This window comes from Collinsella aerofaciens, assembly GCF_028206995.1.
Taxonomy (GTDB): Bacteria; Actinomycetota; Coriobacteriia; order Coriobacteriales; family Coriobacteriaceae; genus Collinsella; species Collinsella aerofaciens_AQ.
On the sequence record NZ_JAQLFL010000015.1, the window covers coordinates 20,745 to 39,579 of the forward strand.

Annotated in this window: 18 protein-coding genes; all 18 read left to right on the forward strand. The window is 58.9% G+C overall.

Features of this window, described 5'->3' with window-relative positions; all coding sequences use genetic code 11:
- The first annotated feature begins 148 nt into the window (after window positions 1-148).
- Window positions 149-3,184 (forward strand): phage tail tip lysozyme, encoded by a 3,036-nt coding sequence (locus PMX60_RS09070; RefSeq protein ID WP_271747650.1) that lies wholly within the window; start codon window positions 149-151, stop codon window positions 3,182-3,184.
- A gap of 22 nt (window positions 3,185-3,206) precedes the next feature.
- Entirely contained in the window at window positions 3,207-4,097 is an 891-nt protein-coding gene (locus tag PMX60_RS09075) for a hypothetical protein (protein WP_271747651.1), read from the forward strand.
- Window positions 4,094-5,287 carry a type IV secretion system protein gene (locus PMX60_RS09080; protein ID WP_271747652.1) on the forward strand — a complete coding sequence of 398 codons (1,194 nt, stop codon included), beginning with the start codon at window positions 4,094-4,096 and terminating at the stop codon, window positions 5,285-5,287. The genes PMX60_RS09075 and PMX60_RS09080 overlap by 4 nt, the downstream gene beginning before the upstream one ends.
- Window positions 5,287-5,682: a helix-turn-helix domain-containing protein gene (locus PMX60_RS09085; protein ID WP_271747653.1), complete on the forward strand. Its 396-nt coding sequence runs from the start codon at window positions 5,287-5,289 to the stop codon at window positions 5,680-5,682. The genes PMX60_RS09080 and PMX60_RS09085 overlap by 1 nt, the downstream gene beginning before the upstream one ends.
- Window positions 5,642-7,753 carry a DNA topoisomerase gene (locus PMX60_RS09090; protein WP_271747655.1) on the forward strand — a complete coding sequence of 704 codons (2,112 nt, stop codon included), beginning with the start codon at window positions 5,642-5,644 and terminating at the stop codon, window positions 7,751-7,753. The genes PMX60_RS09085 and PMX60_RS09090 overlap by 41 nt, the downstream gene beginning before the upstream one ends.
- A complete protein-coding gene (locus tag PMX60_RS09095) occupies window positions 7,750-8,388 on the forward strand; it encodes a hypothetical protein (protein WP_271747657.1) in 639 nt (212 codons plus the stop codon). Before PMX60_RS09090 ends, PMX60_RS09095 begins: the two co-directional genes overlap by 4 nt.
- Window positions 8,389-8,399: 11 nt before the next feature.
- Window positions 8,400-8,831 (forward strand): hypothetical protein, encoded by a 432-nt coding sequence (locus PMX60_RS09100; protein WP_271747658.1) that lies wholly within the window; start codon window positions 8,400-8,402, stop codon window positions 8,829-8,831.
- 11 nt (window positions 8,832-8,842) lie between these two features.
- Entirely contained in the window at window positions 8,843-9,460 is a 618-nt protein-coding gene (locus PMX60_RS09105) for a CPBP family intramembrane glutamic endopeptidase (RefSeq protein WP_271747659.1), read from the forward strand.
- A 116-nt stretch (window positions 9,461-9,576) separates the two neighbouring features.
- Window positions 9,577-10,113, forward strand: coding sequence for a DUF5067 domain-containing protein (locus tag PMX60_RS09110; RefSeq protein ID WP_271747660.1), 537 nt, complete (start codon window positions 9,577-9,579; stop codon window positions 10,111-10,113).
- Between the two features lie 320 nt (window positions 10,114-10,433).
- Complete coding sequence (locus PMX60_RS09115; RefSeq protein WP_271747661.1) at window positions 10,434-11,822, forward strand: hypothetical protein; 1,389 nt, start codon at window positions 10,434-10,436, stop codon at window positions 11,820-11,822.
- Between the two features lie 138 nt (window positions 11,823-11,960).
- On the forward strand, window positions 11,961-13,931 hold the full coding sequence (locus PMX60_RS09120) for a hypothetical protein (protein WP_271747662.1): 1,971 nt from the start codon (window positions 11,961-11,963) through the stop codon (window positions 13,929-13,931).
- A 130-nt stretch (window positions 13,932-14,061) separates the two neighbouring features.
- A complete protein-coding gene (locus tag PMX60_RS09125) occupies window positions 14,062-15,363 on the forward strand; it encodes a hypothetical protein (RefSeq protein WP_271747663.1) in 1,302 nt (433 codons plus the stop codon).
- Window positions 15,364-15,373: 10 nt separating this feature from the next.
- Entirely contained in the window at window positions 15,374-15,922 is a 549-nt protein-coding gene (locus PMX60_RS09130; RefSeq protein ID WP_271747664.1) for a hypothetical protein, read from the forward strand.
- Window positions 15,923-16,031: 109 nt separating this feature from the next.
- Window positions 16,032-16,241, forward strand: coding sequence for a hypothetical protein (locus PMX60_RS09135; protein WP_271747665.1), 210 nt, complete (start codon window positions 16,032-16,034; stop codon window positions 16,239-16,241).
- 9 nt (window positions 16,242-16,250) lie between these two features.
- Entirely contained in the window at window positions 16,251-16,802 is a 552-nt protein-coding gene (locus PMX60_RS09140) for a hypothetical protein (protein ID WP_271747666.1), read from the forward strand.
- Window positions 16,803-16,823: 21 nt separating this feature from the next.
- Window positions 16,824-17,330 carry a hypothetical protein gene (locus tag PMX60_RS09145; protein WP_271747668.1) on the forward strand — a complete coding sequence of 169 codons (507 nt, stop codon included), beginning with the start codon at window positions 16,824-16,826 and terminating at the stop codon, window positions 17,328-17,330.
- An 8-nt stretch (window positions 17,331-17,338) separates the two neighbouring features.
- A complete protein-coding gene (locus PMX60_RS09150) occupies window positions 17,339-17,845 on the forward strand; it encodes a hypothetical protein (protein ID WP_271747669.1) in 507 nt (168 codons plus the stop codon).
- Window positions 17,846-17,853: 8 nt separating this feature from the next.
- Window positions 17,854-18,423, forward strand: a complete 570-nt coding sequence (locus PMX60_RS09155; RefSeq protein WP_271747670.1) for a hypothetical protein — start codon at window positions 17,854-17,856, stop codon at window positions 18,421-18,423.
- The last annotated feature ends 412 nt before the right edge of the window (window positions 18,424-18,835 follow it).

Sequence of the window (18,835 nt, forward strand, 5' to 3'; positions counted from 1 at the left end):
CGGCAACTGCCCCCATGTTTCCGGCTGCCGGGTCGATACTTCGACACCGTAACCACTTCGATTCCGAAAGGAGGACACCTTGCCAGACGCTTCCAAAAATAGAAACTCAAGCGCTGCGCCCAATTCGAAAAATAGCAGCGTAGCGGGCGTGTCCTCTGAAATCGAGCGTCAGCAGCAGGCCGCGGCGGCATATGATGACGGCATGCGAAGGGCCTCCGACAACGCTGCGGATTTCTCCCGCCATACCGAGGCAGTCGGATCCGGTTATTCCGCAGGGGCCGCCGCCGTCGACGCCGTCAATCCGGCAGTATCGTCCTCGCAAGAACCCCAACATGCAGCCCCTTCCCCGAGCGCCTTGAATTTCAGCACCCAGAGCGCCCAAGATACCTCCAGCGCCTCTCTCGGCGACCGCCGAAGCGAACAGGACGGATTCAAGGCCGGCATGAACATGGGCGCCTACGATACCGGCAGGACCGGATTCGACCAGACCGCAAACGGTGCGGGGCAGGGCTTCGGCCAGCCCCAGCAAGCCGGCCCTTCAGTCGCGGCGCAGCCGATTCAGCAAGTCCCCTCCGCCTTCAACTCCCGTATGGAGCAGCAGGCGTCCGGCAGCCCGTTTGCAGACGGAGCCGCCCGTCGCGCCATGGCACAGCAGAACATGATGACCTCCATCGATGGGGTCGATGCGGCCGGCATCGCCGGTTCACGCGATTTCATCGAGGGCACCGCCGCGTCCGTGCAGGCCGATGCCCGAGATGCCTTCTCGGGCGCCTACGATGCCGGCAGGACCGGATTCGACCAGCCGGCAGGCGGTCCCGGACAGAACCTGGGTAACCTACAGGCTGGACAGCAGTCTTTTGGCGGCGCCTTCCCCATAACCGGGGCCAACGGCCCCGCAGAGGACAAAGCCGTCTCCGTGCCGGAGGCGGTCGGGTTCGGTGCGAAGCGGAGTCCATCCGCATCGTGGGCATCCACCGATATGTTTTCCGGCGGCACCGCAAAAGACGTACACCTCAGCAAGAAGATTCAGGAAAACCTCGACAACTCGAAGGTCGCCTATGTGCAGGCGAAGCAGGACTTCGCCGCTGCCGAGAAGGATGCCTTGGAGACGCTCGACGCATCGGGATGGAGTTCGGGCAACCAGGCATCCGCTTTCTCCGATTCCGCCGCGAGGGCGGAGGGCTTCAAGGACGGTCTGGGAACGAGTGCCGACGGCATCGAGCGAGCCGGAGTGTCCGATTCGCACGACTTCGGCTTCATGACCCAGACGGAGCGCGAGGCGGCGGGCACCGCTTCCAAGCGGGCCGGCAAGTCTCGCGGCGATGCCGCACACGACGGCAAAGCCGCAGACGGCCATAGCGTCTCGGATGCTCCCGACAGCGTGCGCACCGCAGCGCGAAAGGTCATCGACGAGAAGGAGAATGTGCAAGCCGCCTCCGATAACATGGTCGCGGCCCACAGGGAAGCCTCGGAGTTCATCACCAAGGCCGAGAAGAGAGCCCAGGCGGTAGCGAATTTCAAATCCGCAGCAGCCAATGCAGTCGTCAATTCTGCCGTCGCCTCCATCGGAGACGATTCGGTGTCCGGCACCGCCGTCAGGTCCTCTGCCCGCGCCGCTGTAGCCGCGGGGCGCTCAATCAAGGCCAGCAGAGCTGTCGGCAAGCAAGTCGGCGCACGCAGCTTCTTCTCATCTTCCGCCGAGACTTCCAAGGCCGCCATTCTTGCGCTTGACGATGATGAAAGTCTCGATGGACTCGATAAGGTCGATGAAGCCGCCCGCGCCGGACGTTATGTCCGCGGCAAGGCCAAGGACTTCAAGAATGCCCGAGCCAAAGCCAAGGGTGGCAGCAAGTCGCAGCTCATGTCGCAGGCCGAGAAGAGTGCTGCGAGAACATCTGGAGATGTGCAGCGCGCCTCCTTTTCAAATTCCATGCAGCGTAGGTCTATGTCCATCGCAAAGGCTAAGGCCGCTGCGGGGGAAATCGCCGACGCGAACGAAAAGGCAAACCTTATCGGTAAGCTCGTTTCCGGATTGGCAAATGCCGGCAAGCAGGCTCTTCAAAGTCTCGCCGCGCTCGTTCAAGGTATCGGCTCTTTCCTGTCCGGTCTATTCGGCAGTATTGCCGCCGCCCTCGGCAGCTCCGTCCTCGCCGTCATTGCCGTCGTCGTCCTACTCATCATCTTGTTCATCGTCGCGCTTTTCTGCGATCCGAGCCAGGCTACCGTCCAAGGCCTGAATGAAACCGAGACTCAGGTCGCAACCTTCTTCAGGGAAAAGGGGCTCGGTGATGTGCAGATAGCCGCCATCATGGGCAATATGTATGGAGAGAGCGGCATGCATGCCGGTTCGGAAGAGGGCGGCGGCACCAACGCGAACGGCATCGGCCTATGTCAGTGGACGAACGGCCGTCACACCAATCTCGTGAACTACGCCAATTCAGTCGGCAAGTCTTGGACCGATGTCGGTGTCCAACTTGATTTTTTCTGGGATCATGACAAGTGGCAATCAAATTGGTGGAGCGGTTACCACATCAACACATATGACCACTCGCCCGAATCAATGTCCGAGGACCCACCATCCGGCTCCTATGTCGAAGGCTCGAAAAGGGGCTTTTTGGCAGCAACCGATGTCAAAGACGCCGTTCGCCAGTTCCTCTATGGCTGGGAGGTCGCAGGTATCCCCCGCCTGAAGGTTCGTTACGATGCTGCAGAAAGGTATCTCGAGGCGCTGCAGAATGGCGGGGATGCCGATGGCGACCATGGTGCCAATGGAGGCGCCCCGCAAATCGCAGGAGCCACGGCCCGCCAGCAGGCAATCGTCAATTCGGCTTACGCGACCCCGACACCCGGTCAGGGCCTGTGTGCCGCATGGGTCTCCAACGTCTTCAGGAACGCGGGCTACGGCTTCTACGGGGGCAACGCCTGCGATATGTGTCGCTCTTGGTGCCATAGCTCCAACCGAAACGAACTCAAGGTCGGGATGATCATCGCCGATGTCTCCCACCCGGGTACCGGATCGGCGGGACTCACATACGGACACGTCGGCATCTACATCGGTAACAACAAAGTCATGAGCAACGAGGGACCCATCACGGTTAAGAGCCTAGATGCCTTTATCAGATTCTACGGTGCAGGCACCGGATGCAGATGGGGTTGGCTCGGAGGCATCAACCTCTCGCAATAGCCATGATGAGGAAGGAGACAGGATGGATAAGTTTTTCGAATTTCTTAAGAACAATACGGCCATCGTCGCAGTCGCCGCAGGCATAGTTCTCTTCATCGCGATGAACGGCATCACGTCATGCGTCGCTCACGGAGACGGAGGCAATCCCCCGACCGAGCAGCATGATCAGATCGAACGTTCGGAAGACGCCGGCACCGATGGCGGCCAAAAGGAGAAAGTCTCGCTGTCCGAAGCACAGCGAGACGTGGCCAAGGACTATGACGATGCCACGCTGGGTATCGTGGCCACCCTCGAGAACTCAAAATGGGGCGCTGTCGATGGCACAGGCTCGATGACCATCAAGGACGGTATCATTACCGAAAAATACGGTGATACCGACGGCGATAAAACCAAGACGGTAACCAAAAAGCAGTCCTTCGCCATCACGGCGGCTGACACGCTCGGCGCCGACCAGTCCGGAGCTCTCTCTTGGAACGTGCTGTCCGTCATCGATTCCGATGGCAAGTCCCATATCATGACCCTCTCGACCGTCAACCCCGCGGCCAACGGCGGGGGCAATGACAAATACCACGATATCTCCTGCGACCTCTTTCACAACGAGGGGGGCTACACCAACAGCCGTTCCTGCGAAGATGTCTCGATTCCCGCTCTCGACGACCCGAATTTCAAATCGTCCATCGATGGAAAAACCAAAGAGCTTCGCGCCTCGCTTGTAGACTACCTGCTCGCCAACCACTCGACTACCACTGAACTCGTCTGGGACGGAGCCGTGACCGATGTCTTCGCAAACGGAGTCAAGACGTTCAGCTTCGGCATCAGGAATGCCAATACGGGCGACGGCGACAGCAGTACCCGCATCAACGTCACCTATCACACCGACACGCACGAGTTCGAGGAGGTCGATGTTCAATGACGGATGCCGCCGCAATCAGGTTCGATGCCTTGGGCTATGCCCGCAACGAGGGCATCATCAACAAGTCGAAAGGCGCCATAGCCTCAGCATGCAGCTCGATGGCCAAACGCCTCGACCGTGTCAGCAGCCCATCATATAGGCGGGCCATCGCGACGTTTGCAATTTCCCTCGCCATCTTCGCCATCGGGACTCTCGCCACTCCCCGGGGCGCAACCGCTTGGGGCCTTGACGATATCGTTACGACCGTCGCCGGCGCGATTCAAGACTGGGTCGGCAGTGCCTTCACCGCCCTTCTCAAAGTACTTCAAGAGCAGACAGTCGAGCCCTTGGCAAACGGCTTCCTCAAGGCCCTGTTCCAGGGAATCGAGTCCAGCCTCAAGTCTTCCGACTTGCTGCTCGGGTTCGATAACCTCCTCGGATCCTACGGCGGTAGGTTCAGCCTGTCTGCCTTCATCGAGAACGTCTCCGATGCCGCCATCAAGCCGGTCGCTGCAACCCTGCTCGCCATGGGCATGCTTCTCCAGCTTCTGAAAATCGCAAAGAAGATGGATCAGGGCGGCGGCATGATGCCTTCCGTTCGCGAGGTCATCTCGCTATTCGTCTGGTGCGCCGTCATGATGTATATGGTGCGCAACGGCCTGGGTATCGTAAAGGACCTCTACACGATGGTTCTCGGAATCATCAAGTCAGCCAACACCACGGCGAGTTCGATGGGCAGCGCCGCCGATGTCATCCATACCTGGGCAGGTAACGATACGCTCATCAAGTTCGCAGACGACACCCAGTTCATCCAAGGTCTCATCATCTGCCTAGAGTGCCTGCTCGCTTGGGTTGTCGGTTCTTTCGCGGTCGTCATCTCCTATTACATGATGATCGGACGCGCCCTCGAGATCTACCTGACCGCCATGTTCGCCCCGATTCCGTTTGCCCTCATGGGCTTCGATGAGACCCGCAGCTGGGGATGGGGATATCTCAAACAATTCCTATCTCTCTGCCTCGCCGGCGTCATCATGATCGTCGTCCTCTACATGTTCCCGTTCATCGTCGTGTCGGTCGCGGGCGATATCAGCCATGGCATCAGCGTCACGGACACGCTCGGCGTTCTCGTCAAGGTGATTGCCGCATGCCTCGTCCTCGCCATGACGCTTCTGAAATCGACCCAAATCGCCCGCAGCATTCTGGGTGGCTGATGGCCGTGGTCGCGACCGATCCCGATACCGACCGTACTGTCGCCCTGCGCAAGGCGCGCTTCAAGGTGCGCCTGCGCAGGGCCGCCGAGGCATGCGGTTACGAGAACCTGTATCAACTCGGTCGCGTCTGCGGCATCAGCAAGGATTCCTTCAAGAAGTACCTGTCGGGGACACGGCTTCCGAACTACGAATGCATCCTGCGGCTCTCCCTCGTCCTCGGCGTACCCTGCGATTGGCTCATGGGATGCGATGAGGGGCCAATGCTCCGCGCCGTGCTGAAGGCGCGAGAGATCGATTCCGCTTGGAAAACCAAGGGCAGCAGCATGCCCCGTCCTCCCCTTGAAAGGAGCTGCGATGATTCTCATTCTCGCAGAGAAACCGAGTGCGAAGCGTAACTTCGCGAAGGCTCTCGGAGGAAGTTCCGGTTCGTATGCCGGTGTGCCATACAAGATATGCGCCCTCAGGGGGCACGTCATGGGCCTACTGCCGCCCGACAAGCAGGTTCCCGCCGACCAAGCGGAAGGCATGCAGAAATGGTCTCTCGCCGGCCTGCCATGGGATCTCGCGCAGTTCAGTTGGAAGAAGGGCGTGCTGAAGGACTGCTCCGATGTCATCTCTGAGTTGAAACGCGAACTCTCGGGAGTCGACGAGGTCTGCATCGCGACCGATGTGGACCCTTCCGGCGAGGGCGAGCTTTTGGCGTGGGAGGCGCTCGAGAAGTGCGGATGGCGCGGCAAGACCAGCCGCATGTATTTCACCGACGAGGCCCCCGCGAGCGTCCAGAAGGCCTTTAGGGGCCGTAAGGCGCTCGGGGCCATGGAAGAGGACGGAGACTTCGTCAAGGCGCATGTCCGCGAGCGCTGGGACCTCGCGTCGATGCAGTTCGTACGTGCCGCGACCTGTATCGCCCGCGACCACGGGTTCCGAACGGTCGTGCGCGAGGGGCGCCTGAAGTCGGTCATGGTAAAGCTCACGGGCGACCAGCTCGAGGCGTACAACGGCTATGTCAAGAAGCCCTTCTTCGAGGCGCGTTTCCGCGACGAGAACGGTAACGTCTTCGCACGCACCTATGAGGACGGGGACGAATGGCGTCTCGATTCCGCCGACAAGGTCGATTTGACTCCTTTCCATGAGTCGCACGTAATCGAGGACTCCAGGACGAAAAAGCATACCGCGCCCGGCAAGCTGCTCGATCTCGCAGGGCTGTCCGGCATCTTGGCAAGACGCGGACATAAGCCCGCGGACGTGCTTGCGTGCTACCAGAAGATGTATGAGGACCAGGTGGTGAGCTACCCCCGCACCGAGGACAAGCAGATCACACCGGAGCAATTCAATGAGCTTCTCCCCTTGGTGGACAAGATCTGTGCCGTCGTCGGGGTCGACCCGGCCGTCTGCTCACACAGGACCGCCCGCAAGACGCACGTCAAGGAGGGCGGGGCGCATGGAGCCAACCGACCCGGCGTGAACGTCCCCGCCAGCCTCGACGCGCTCGATAAATATGGCAAGTGCGCACGCGATATCTACGTCGTGCTCGCCAAGAACTACCTTTCGATGATCGCAGAGGATTACGAGTATGAACTCGTGAAGGCGCATGTCGCCGACTTCCCCGAGTTCACGGGGTCGACGCAGGTGCCGCTGTTGCGTGGCTTCAAGGCGATTTTCGATTCCGATGCCTCGCAGGAGGAAGCCCAGGAGGGCGCCGAGAAGGAGAATACAGCCGAATTCGGCAAGACCGCCATCCCGTTTTGTTTCGAGGGCGCCAACAAGCGCCCGCAGAAGCCGACCATGAAATGGCTCACGAAACGGCTCGAGAAGTACAACGTCGGCACGGGTGCCACGCGCACCAGTACGCTCGCCGAGATCACCAAGGACGAGGACCGCGCCCTCATGAGGGAGAAGAAGGGAACGCTGTCGCTTACCGACTGCGGCGCGGTCTCCTACAAGTTGCTGGATGGATGCCAGATAGCATCGCCTGAAGCCACCGAGAAGCTCTTCAACAAGATGGAGGCGGTCGGCAGGTTCGAGATCGATGCCGATGAGGTGGTGAATTCCGTTACCGACATGGTCGTCCATGATATCGAGGTCATGAAGAGAAACGGCGAGAAATTGGGCAGCCTGGGTTCAGTGGGTTTCAAGGTCATCGGGAAATGCCCGCGTTGCGGCGCGGACGTCATCGACCGAGGACCCAAGGCCAAGGCGTGCAGCTGTTCCTCCAACAAGGGCAAACGAGACGATGATGGCAAGTGGATCCAGACCGAGGGCTGCGGCTTCTCGATCTGGAAGACCGTGGCCGGCAAGAAGCTAAGCGCGGCACAACTCGGGAAACTGCTCGATGGGGGCGCGACCGGGAAAATCACAGGTTTCAAGTCCAAGGCGGGCAAGGAATTCAGCGCGAAGCTCAAGTTGGCGGCGGATAAATCGGGCAAGGTCGAGTTCGTATTCGATGAGAAAGGGAAAAGGAAATGAACGAGGAAAAGGATAACAAGGACAAGGAATCTCCGGAAAGCGGGCAGGCGTGTTTTCCGACCGAGATTGCCGAGGTAGACGGCTTTATCGCCGATATGCTCGAACGCTATGGCGCTGATGTGGGCGATTCCCTGTTTGCGGGCGATTCCCTGTTTCGCGATGGAGTGGCCGATCTGCTCGGCGCCACGCTGACGCTCGTCCTCGACTATCTGCCGGACAAATGCCATATCGCTGGGTGTGCCATCGCCTTGCTCGAGAATTGCGCTTGGCCGGATGACGGACGGATCGGAGATACCTTCAATCTCGCCATCCATGAGCTGATGTGCGGATATCGCATCGAATGCGCTTGCGACCCGCTCTCCGGCGAGCAACTCCCCTATCTCAAGCCTTCCCCTATGGCCCGCAATTCAGACGGCATGCATCCCTCCGACTGCCTGAGATTCGGTGCCGTTCGCGGTTTTCTGCCCGATGAAGACGAGACTCTAAACCGTTACTGTAGGTTTATCGCACTCATCCCCGACCCGAACATGCGCATGTCGGTGCGCTATGCAGCTCTCGCGCTGCTCAGGTATTCCTTCCCGAATGAGAAGCTCCCGCGCTACAGCATCCGGAACATCATCGACGATCTGGTCTAAGGAGACCGACTATGAATAGCATGGAAGAACTCACGGTAATCGTACTCAGAAAGGCGGGGGCCACGAGGCATGTGACGAACAGGGAGACGTTCCGCCTAATACGGCCCCTGTTCGAGTCCAACGGGCTGGAGGTCGGGGAGCCGGTCGAGATGACCGATGGGTTCCTATTCACCGTCCGACCCCATACGGAATCCTGGAACGACACGGAGCGCTGTGCCGTCCTGACGGGGCTCTCTTGTCTGGGCTCCTTCGGATTTGCCGGCTATATCGCGCAGGAAGCGCTCGCGGACGAGGTGCGAATCGACGGCGGCACGGTCGCCCTCGGCCTCATCGCGCTCGCCGCGACCGCCGTTATCGCCGCAGGTGGCGTCTTTGTCTGCGTGAATGGTGTCCGTGCCATCGGCAGGCGCCTGTGCGCAGGCAAGGCAATCCGTGCCAGATAGGGGTCGGCTCCATGGGCAGTGACATCTCTCTGCGCTATGCATTTATCGCGCCCGCGCTTTTCGGCATCTCGCTTCTCGCCGCGGGACTGATAACCCTCGCGGCGGGCCTGCCCGATGACGTCGCGCATACCATTTCGTCGATATTCGTACTTTTGGTCATGGTCTCGCTGTATCGGCCTCAGGGTCTCGGCATCGATAGCCTTGGGTATAGCTTGGGACTAGCCGCCGTGCTTTCTGCCATCAGCGCTGGAATCGTGCTGCAGGCCGTCTCAATCGGTGCCATCGCCCTTCTCTCCAAGGTCGATACCGCGGCAACAGCCGCCATCACGCTCCCCTACCTGTTTCGGCTCGCCCTTATCGACCCACTTGCCGAGGAGCTGTGCTTCCGCGGCGTGTCGCTGACAGCACTGGAGCGGCACGGACTTCCGTTCTGGGCCGCAAACCTCGTCCAAGCAGCGCTGTTCGCCGCATTCCATTTCAATATCGTGCAATCGGCCTATGCTCTCGTCTGCGGCCTTGTCCTGGGCGGTCTTCGCCAGCGCGACGGAATCGTCTCGAGCGCCATCGCGCACTGCACCTGCAACCTGTCCGGTGTGATTCTCGGCATGATACTGGCCGGAGTCGCATAGCGAGAAACAAGTACGATTTAAACGATGCGCCGAGTCTCGCCTTATGGATTATCGCTGTGCTATCATTCTGTTAACGGCCATACCCCAAGTGGCCTTCAAGATAGACAGGATAAGACATGAAGCGATCAATCCTCTCCGCGACCGCGGTCGCGGTCGCTTTCGGCATTGCGGTCGGCGGTCTGTGCGGCTGCGGCAACATCGATCAATCCAATATCCCGCAATCGGCAAGCATAGAACCCGACCGTTCCTCGGTGAATATCAGCGTCACCGGATATCGCCTAGGCAGGGGGTCTTGGAACGTCGATTCCTCAACTGCGACAGGAGCCTCTTCCGGCTCGTTCGGGCAGCAGAAGGTTCTCGTCTGCGACCTCCTCCTGTCAAACAAGTCGAGTGAAAAGACCGTAATCTCGCCCATCGACCTGCTGTCGGCATCGCAGGCCGGCGAGACCCTGAAGTTCGGGGCACTATACGATAGCGAGGGCAATTTCCGGAATCCCGAGTCCGTCGAGGTCGAGCCGGGGCAGACCGTGAGCGGCATCGCCATCTGGAATATCGACGACCTGCAGACCCCCGTGAAAATCAAATTCAAGTGCGGCGATGAACTCCCGCTGACGATTATGCCGGGCAGGCTCAGTGAAGGCGATTCCAAGTAGGCAGGCGGAATACGGGAGCGCCTGTATGGATGGGTACTTCCGTTCCGATGCTTGTGCGTGGCTCGGTGGCCGTATGGAGCGCTATCAGCCGTACGTATGTAGGAAGAACAATAAGAAAAAAGTAATAAGAAGAATAAGAAGAAAAAGAAATCAAGGAAATATGCGCATGAGATAGTCCCCGTGGTTTTGGCTAACTAGGCATGACGCATATGTGGAATCCAGTTACACAATTGCAGTGTCTACTTGTGTCCCGCAATCGGTTCGATTCGGGGCGCTTGCGATGATTTGGATGAAATGAACTTCGCTGTTTGGAGGAAACCATGAACCGCGTCGGCTTGAAAGACTACCTGCTCAACCACGCAGACGATAACGATTTGCTGGACTGTGCGAAAGCATGGGATTTGGCGAACCAGTACGGGCAATTCGATACATATGAATCTGTGGAGGAAGCCGCCGAAGTCACCGATTGGGACGTGGCGCAAGCGCTTAATGAAGCCCGCCGTGTCGATCAGGATGCCGATTTCTTCCGCCTCAATGGCTATGGGCATCTCGAGAGCGTCAGCAAGGCAAGCCTTCTCGAGGATGCCCGCGACAACATCGACGATATAATCGATTGGCTTGGCAATGCCAGCCGATATGAACTTGAGGGCATCAGCTCGGATATCGAGCTGATGGTCGATGAGAATGACCCGTTCGAGATCATCAACGATGTCGACTGCTCTGTGCGAAAGCTCGGAAACGACATCGAGGTCGAGTTGAGTCGCGGGCAGGACAAGGCGACGCTGTCCTTCTCCAAGCTCGACGATATCGATGCCGATAAGATTGATTTGGCCAATGTGGCATACGCCACGGCCAAGGGTTATTACGTGTACGCCGACGGCGCCAACACCGAGGAGGTGCAGGCGGCGTTTTTCAAGGAGAGCGGACGCAGGCTATCGGATGCACGTGCGGACGATCTGGCGGATGCCTGTGAGAAGAATATGGATGCACTGAAGCTAGTGCTCGATGATGACGAGATCGAGGCTCTCGAGAACTTCCACGATGTCGAGCTTTGCAGCGAGACATATTGCGCGACGCTTGCCAATGAGGCGCATGAATGCAAGTACATCGCATCGGCTCTTGAGAAGATGGGCTTCGACGTGAGCCTTGCGGGATTGGCCGAGCTTCTCGCAGGGCGTGATATCATCAGCACGCAGTCCGTGCCAGAGCTTCTCGACACCATGGCTGACCGCTTCAGCCTCGAACCTGAAGAGTGGGCGCGTATCGCCGAGCGGGCGCAGGCGAAGGAGCAAGTCCGCACGCAGGGACCGGATATCGGGGTCGAAATCGACAGCTACAACGACGATGGCTTCATCACCGGTACGGTAACGGTCGATGGTGAATCCTGTTATTTCTATTGCCCGAATAATACGCGAAACCAGAACGATTACGATTCGGTCATCTTGGAGCCTTTCCGACCCGTTGGTTTCGAGGGCGATATCGAGGATGTCGATTTGCCCGCCGCCATCGATGAGAACCGGGAAATCGTCGAGCTGATCGTGTCCATGGAGGCCGCGCCGTATATGGATCCCGACAAACTGCCGGGTAGCGAGCAGAGCCTTGATTCGCTCTGCGATGAGAAGTCCGATGAGGCCCAATCGATGCGCTACGGCATGGAAGGTGTCGGCCTGCCCATGCTCGACGCCGCGGAACATCTGGCGAACTATTAGGCTTGCGAATCCGTTATGGAGGGCGGGATGACGTTAATGCGGTATCCCACCCTTTACTTTCGTCCCATCGTCCCGTCTAGAATCCCTCGGCTTCCATACTCTGAATCAAATACGCAACGTGAAGCGATTGGAGTCACTATGGCCTTGGTCATCAACCTGCACGGCCCGAACACCAACACGCTCGGCAACCTCATCGCCGGCGCTCTTACCGAAATGGGCTACAGCGCCAGCGCCGTACCCTCCTGTCGGCGGAACATGGAGCTCGAGGCGATGGGCGGAGATGAACAGGCGATCCGGCTGACAGACGGCTCGCTCGAAAGCTGCGTCGAGCTCGCGTCCATTCAGGCCGACCTCAACCGGCGCTCCATCGATTCCGGACAGGACGCCGTGATTGTGTGCGGCCCGGTGGTCGACAGCTTCTGGGGCTACAAGGGCGATCGCGAGGATCCCTTCTACCGCGCCGCCATCGAGACGGCGGTGGATTTCGACACCGCGCAGTACGAACTCGTCCCCAGCGGCGGTCTTTCCGAGCAGACCCTCAAGAAGTTCAGGGCCTTCCTGCGAGATTGCGGGGTCAGGCCGCGAATCAGCAGCCAGCTCGATTACGGGTACCACGACGTCATCGATATCGTCCGGAATGAGGTCAAACTCGATCGCGAGAGGCATCCCGTGGAAAACATACATAAGGGCGATGTGGGCATCGATTGCGAGAAGGCCGTGGCCGGCTTCAAGAATGCCGCGATCAGCGTGCAGGAGGCCATCAGACAGCTACCCGAGGGCAGCGAGATGCGAGCGAAGCTCGAGAGCATGGTCGACCGCGCCCTCGAGAACGGCTATGGCGGTATCCATCTCGAGACGGTGAGAAGACCAACTGGGAAGACGATGAGTCTCGGCGACCTCGTGCAGTCGGAAGTCGATGCCGCATCCAAGCGCAAGGATATCGCCCGTGACCTTGAGGGCGAGGCGGACGTTGCCGAGGTGGCGGATATGAAAACTGCCGAGCGAGATGAGAAAGTCAAAGAGGACAAGGATAACAACAAGAATAAGAATAATAAGGAGAAGGATATGGAAAGCAACGGCGCGGATAAGAAGCCCGAGTACATCAACATCAGTTTCGAGAACAAGGACGTCCGCGTGAAACCGTATATGGACCGCAACGGCAACGAGCGCCTGCGCATCAACATGACGATGCCGAAGGGCACCATGGTCGGAGGCAAGGACCTCTCGGGCCTGAAGGTCTCCATGCCCGCCCGTGAGTTCATGAAGCAGGACAAGGATGCGGGGAAGCCCGTGAAGTACGGTTTCCGCTCCGACCGCGATGTGCGATTCTTCAAGTACGATGAGCAGAACCGTCGCATTGACTACCCCGGCGAGGGCGACCCCGCAGTCATGCCTTGTGATCTTGCGGCTGCCGTGGCGGCGGCCTATCAGTGCAAGGAAGCCTCCAAGTCTGAGCATCAACGTGACGTGTCCCACGAATACACGGGGCTCACTTTCGCCCCCTGCGATATGAAGGTCAAGACCGTTCCCGTCGAGGACGGCCCAGATAAGAATTTCCTGCTGTGCAAGCTCCCTCTCCATACCATGGTCGGCACCCGGGACCTCGGCGGCATGATCGTGAGCAAGTTCCTCACGGACAGGCAGCTCGCCTATGCGCAGTCCGGTAAGCCCTTCACGGCGAGCTTCAAGTCGGATACGCCCATCCGCGTCTACCCCATCAGCGGCGAAGACTCCCGTAGCAATTTCGATTATGACTTCCGCACTCCGCAGGAATTCAGCGCCGGCGCTCTGGTCGCCGGCATCGAGGATGCCTACGATGCCCGCCTTCTCAACGCCCGCGACTACGAGCAGAATCTGGAGGCATCCGGCAGGGAAATGCCGCATGCCGCCGCAGACGCGAAGCAGATGCTCGAGGACCGCGATGCGGCGGCGTCGCGCCAAGGCAGCAAGGATGCGGCCTTGGAATACCATCGGGGCGGTGACGAGGACATGCCGCTGAGCGACCTGTGCGATGCGAAGAGCGACGAGGCGGCGGACCGACAAGCGGGACTGCCGACTATCATCCCAGGACCCGAGCTCGACCTCTACGACAAGGACGTTGAGTTCTAGAACCGTATACAAGCTAGAAAGAGAGGGGATATTCCGCAGGGGTATCCCCTCTCTTTCTGCCGCTCGCGTCTACTTCTGTCCCCCTTTCGGTATGCATCTATTCGCATTCGTAAAGTCAGGCTATACGAATGTGCAGAATATCGAAAGGATCGGAACGACAGTGGCAATGCGGGAAATTCCCATAGAGGTTCTTGAAGGATTCAAGGTGCCCGATGCGGTTCTCCTCGGCCGCCGAGGCGATTCATGGGCCGCGGAACAGGATGGATTGAAGGCGGGTGCCTTCATCTCGGGTTCCGTTCGCGAAGGCGAGCGACTGTACCCCGAACCCAATGGGCAGCTTATCCTCTCCCAGGACGGGGGCGATACCGCATCCGCGAGAATCTCCGCTATCCCGGCAAAGTTCTTCTCGGTCGCGGAAAAGTTCCGCGGGCTTCGAGACGTCTCCGCAGGGGAAAGCTATGAGATGGTCATCTCCAAGGCGGTGGGAAGTTGCTCGCTTATCAACCTCGGTAACCCCCTGTTGACCGTCATGAAGGCAGCCGAGACCGCACGCGTCCGACCGGACAGACATATCGTCCTATCGCATGGGGCCTCGCGGATACAGGAACTCGTCGAGGATATATGCAATAGCTGGGCGCGTGAAGCCGTCTCGCGAATTGCGGAGCCGTCCCGCTTTCCAGACGTCGAGATACCGAACGGATTGACCGATGAGATTCTGGATAGCGCTTGGCGGCGGGCGGGCGAAGACCAAGCTGTCTATGATGACCTACGGTCGGACATCGGGTTCGCACAGGACGTCGTCCGCACCGCATTCGGCAAGGAGCTCGAATCCGAGGCGGGGTTCTACGATTCCAGCGCAACGGACAACGTCTGCTCCATGCTCGAAGCCATCGACACATCCGGTTATATCGTCATTCTCAAGGATTCTGCCTCGGGAGCCTGCGATTACCTATTTTCGGACACGGTGTCCTTCACCAGGGCTCAACCGCGCAATGTCGGCGATTTCGTGTCCAAGCTGACCGACGGTCGCTATGGGCTCGGAAACGACTCGCAAGAATTCGAGCTTATCTTGGATGGCGGCAAGCTGATTCTAGATGAGACGCCGGGCATGGCGCACGGCAACATGAAATTTGAAGTTCTGTTCATCGCCAAGTCGCTGAGTGACAAGGTGATTGCCGTGGAGAACGCAGACCTCTCGAGGGAAATGTCGCGTCTCCATATGCGACGCGGGTCTTCCGCTGAGGGCCTCCTGGTCCGCTTGGCTGAGACGACCGGCGGCATCCTCAACATCGAACGGGATATCTGCGTGATTTTCGGTTGGGAATTCACCGGAAACGGGCGAATGGAATCCCTCAGCGACCTCATGGAGGCCGTCGACCTTGAACCGCTGCAACCGCAGAGACCTGCCGGCAGCGGCAAAACGAGATTTTAGGAGGGCGGAAATGAATGTCGATATCCGGGACACCGGGATAGCACCCGACCCGAAGGGCAACGTCGAACTCGTGAGGTTCGGCTCGACGGCGATATTGTTTTGCGGCGGGGATGAGCCGTTCGCGGTCGTGAAGGGGTATGACGGCAAGACCGGCGAATGGTCGGGAGATGCCGTGCGCGTCGATGACCTGTCGGTCGCATGGGATATCGCCGACCCCGATATCATCGAGGATGCGACCGTCAAATGGACGCGCAGCGATGTGGCGGACATGCTCGAGGGCAGGGGAATCGAGGCGAACGTGTGGAACATCGATGCGGTGATGCAGACTCCCGATCTGGAGAACTCCCCCTCCCTGCTGGGCGAAATGTCAAAAGACGGAGGTAGGGACTATATAGAGTTGACCATCACGCAGCTCTGCTCCGCTGGCGTGCTCGATGTCCCCGAAGGATTCAGGCTCGAGGAAGGGCTAGAGGAAGGTTTGGACGATATCGCGGGCCGTCTGGATGGGTGCTGCGTTGGCGATGGGTTCGACTATGCGGTTCAGCCGACAGAGCGTTAACAGAGCTTTCGAAATCGGTAGATATGCCGCTGCGGCAAGGAACTGATCGCCCGCAAATCTGTCCCGTATCCTGTTCCGAAACAAGCGTCGTCGATGAAAAGAGACACATATGAACGAACAGGACAGTTATTTCGAGAGGACCGAGCAGCAGATTCTCTTCTACCTATACGACAACAGGGGCCATGCCGTGAGCAAAACCGAACTTCAGAAGAATATCGATACCGCCCCTGCGGAATCCACGCTCGAATCAATCCTCTTCTCCCTCAAGGTCAAGAAGCTCATCGAGTTCGATACGTACGGTAACGTGGCAATCGCCTAGGAGGTTACGATGATCGTCAAAGGCTCCTGCGAAATCTCGCTCAACCGCGCAGAACTCGTTGAGATGCTTGCAAAGCTGTACCTGCTCGATGGCGGGTACTCGTCCCTCGACCCGATTCCATCCAGTGAAATCGCCAAGCTGGTGGTCAAGAAGTGTTCCCTTGGCTCTCCTGCGGGCGAATTCACCCTCTCGCTTACGGCGCGACAGTCGCTCAGGCTCTTCTGCCTGCTCGAAAAGGCCTCGGGTAGGCATATCCCCACGGAATCCTATCACCGCGCCGAAGCCGCAGCCGAAGAAATCTCGAACCGCTGCGACCCGAGCCACTTCAAGTTGACCCCATCGGAGCGGGAATTCTACATGGCGGCTCTCGATGCCCTCGAGAAGAGCGTCGGCCAGCGCATCACGATTCGGGAACTCTCGAATCAGGCAGGCGTGCAATACGAGCCGTTCCGCCGCCTGGTGAAGCGCCTTGAGCATATCGGCTATATCGAACGTTTCGGCAAGCTCACTGCCTCCTTCGACCGTGAACATGCCATGGAACTTCTGCGTATAGGCGTCTAGATAGAGTTTTGGAAGCGTCCCATGGATAACCGCCGCAACATCTTCCCCATCACCTTCGAGCCTGTCAGGAAACTCCTCATCACTGCTTATAAGTCCGGTGATTTCACAGCAGCGGATGCCATCATCATGCGAAACACAGTCAAGCAGACGGGCATGGTCTGGAAACTCATGAACGGATCCATAGATGCATATTGCTGGTCGAGTGGGCGGGCCGTTGCGTATATGCTCTCCCGCACCTCCCATCCGGGATACATGCTCCAGCTTACCAGCTTCGCCCGAGGACACGCGACCGGGGATACCAATATCAAACACGCCAGCGAACTGCGCCTGCCGGACGGAGCATGCGCGGTGGGCGTGGAGCATGCGGGCTTGGGTATCGAGGGCGAGCTGGCCGAGAGGTTCGGCATCTACATCACGCCAGATGCGTATGAGCGGTTCGGTCGGTGCGGCGATGTGCCCGAGAGTTGCGAATCTGTTCAATTTCGCGTGCAAAATTCGGACCGCGAAATATCGAACTGCGAGCGTTAGGAGACTGCATGGGAATCAACCGCAATATCTCCCCCATCGCTTTCGAGCCCGTTGAAGAGCTCATCGATGCGGCATACGTCTCTGAAGACTTCAGTTTGGCGGATGCGGTCATCGCCCGAAACACGGTCAGGGAGACGAGCATGGTCTCTAGGCTGATGAATGGAACCATGGATGCATATTGTTGGTCGAGCGGTGATCGCGTGTCGTACATGCTTTCCCGTACCTCCCATCCGGGATATACACTTCAACTCACGGACTTCTTCCAAGGCCGTGCAATCGGGGACATAGATATCAAGCACACCGGCGAGCTCGCGCTGCCCGACGGTGCATGCGCCGTGGGCGTGGTACACGCGGACCTCGGCATCGAGAATGAGCTCGCCGAACGCTTCGGCATCTACATCACCCGCGATGCCTTTGAGCAGTTTGGGCATATCGGCGAACGAGCCGACTCTCGCGATTCCATCCAGTCGGATACACGGTCTGCGGACCTTGAAATATCGATTTGCGAGCGTTAGGAGAAGATATGGGAACCCATCACCAGCCGTATTTCCTAGAGAAGGCAAAAGAGGACTTGGTTCACCATAGCGCCGCGTGGGTCGTGAAGAAGCCGGGGCGCTCCCCCATCTTCGTGGACTGCCATGCCATCGAGGGCCCCTCCCTCGACCGAGGCTGGGATCTGCAGGTGAAGGTCTGGCAGCGAAACGAGATCGGCCTCTGGGCATCGGGTGAGGAAATCCAGCAAAGTGGGGAGCTCGGCGATGCATATGACGGCGCTGGTTTCGCCCGGGCGCTCGCCGGCGAGTCGGGTGCCTTCGCCCAAATCCCCTATAACGTCTTCGAGGAGGTCGTGGACGAGCACGACACGAACTACCTGATCGCGCTCGCCATCTCCATCGACGCGCTTCCCGCGCGGGTCACGGAAGACGAGGCCTCCAAACGCATCAGGTCCAATGCCGACCAGGATATGGATGCGCGCCTCGACCGCACGGTCAGCGAGCAGGACGCTCCGTCCACCTCGCTCGATGACCTGGCGGAGATGTATGCGGGGAACTGTGATGACGCCGTCGAGGTTGAAGATGCCCCGGAACGTTGACGGCTGCCTATGCGGCATGAGAGCTTGAAGTATTCTGCCGTTTGGGATACTTGGGCAGATGGAGGGTCATGCTCTACAGCTTTCCTGTCTCGCCCTCCATTTATTTGGGGCGCCGTGCCGGGTGGTCATCACCCGGCACGGCATTTTGCATCGCGCCCGAAACAATGAGAACAACAAGAACAATAATAAGAAGAAAAAAAGGATAACAGGCCATAAGGTCAGAACAGGCTGCGGAAAGCCCTGGGGGATGAGAATAATAACAACTCGCCGTACCGCGGAACGCCTGGGAGGGCGTCCCGCCTGCTGTCCCGGGTGAGGAGCCCGGTCGCCTTTGGTGCCGCAGCGGCAAGGCGTCGTGGGAGATTCCGGGGACTCGGTATGCTCTGTCTGAAAAGACCCCGCATTCCGAAAG

Excerpts from the sequence above, each read along its gene's own strand:
- PMX60_RS09075 (WP_271747651.1), top strand. The coding sequence starts at position 3,207 with ATGGATAAGTTTTTCGAATTTCTTAAGAACAATACGGCCATCGTCGCA.
- PMX60_RS09100 (WP_271747658.1), top strand. The coding sequence starts at position 8,400 with ATGAATAGCATGGAAGAACTCACGGTAATCGTACTCAGAAAGGCGGGG.
- PMX60_RS09110 (WP_271747660.1), top strand. The coding sequence starts at position 9,577 with ATGAAGCGATCAATCCTCTCCGCGACCGCGGTCGCGGTCGCTTTCGGC.
- PMX60_RS09090 (WP_271747655.1), top strand. The coding sequence starts at position 5,642 with ATGATTCTCATTCTCGCAGAGAAACCGAGTGCGAAGCGTAACTTCGCG.
- PMX60_RS09155 (WP_271747670.1), top strand. The coding sequence starts at position 17,854 with ATGGGAACCCATCACCAGCCGTATTTCCTAGAGAAGGCAAAAGAGGAC.
- PMX60_RS09085 (WP_271747653.1), top strand. The coding sequence starts at position 5,287 with ATGGCCGTGGTCGCGACCGATCCCGATACCGACCGTACTGTCGCCCTG.
- PMX60_RS09120 (WP_271747662.1), top strand. The coding sequence starts at position 11,961 with ATGGCCTTGGTCATCAACCTGCACGGCCCGAACACCAACACGCTCGGC.
- PMX60_RS09135 (WP_271747665.1), top strand. The coding sequence starts at position 16,032 with ATGAACGAACAGGACAGTTATTTCGAGAGGACCGAGCAGCAGATTCTC.
- PMX60_RS09115 (WP_271747661.1), top strand. The coding sequence starts at position 10,434 with ATGAACCGCGTCGGCTTGAAAGACTACCTGCTCAACCACGCAGACGAT.
- PMX60_RS09080 (WP_271747652.1), top strand. The coding sequence starts at position 4,094 with ATGACGGATGCCGCCGCAATCAGGTTCGATGCCTTGGGCTATGCCCGC.
- PMX60_RS09095 (WP_271747657.1), top strand. The coding sequence starts at position 7,750 with ATGAACGAGGAAAAGGATAACAAGGACAAGGAATCTCCGGAAAGCGGG.
- PMX60_RS09150 (WP_271747669.1), top strand. The coding sequence starts at position 17,339 with ATGGGAATCAACCGCAATATCTCCCCCATCGCTTTCGAGCCCGTTGAA.
- PMX60_RS09145 (WP_271747668.1), top strand. The coding sequence starts at position 16,824 with ATGGATAACCGCCGCAACATCTTCCCCATCACCTTCGAGCCTGTCAGG.
- PMX60_RS09105 (WP_271747659.1), top strand. The coding sequence starts at position 8,843 with ATGGGCAGTGACATCTCTCTGCGCTATGCATTTATCGCGCCCGCGCTT.
- PMX60_RS09140 (WP_271747666.1), top strand. The coding sequence starts at position 16,251 with ATGATCGTCAAAGGCTCCTGCGAAATCTCGCTCAACCGCGCAGAACTC.
- PMX60_RS09130 (WP_271747664.1), top strand. The coding sequence starts at position 15,374 with ATGAATGTCGATATCCGGGACACCGGGATAGCACCCGACCCGAAGGGC.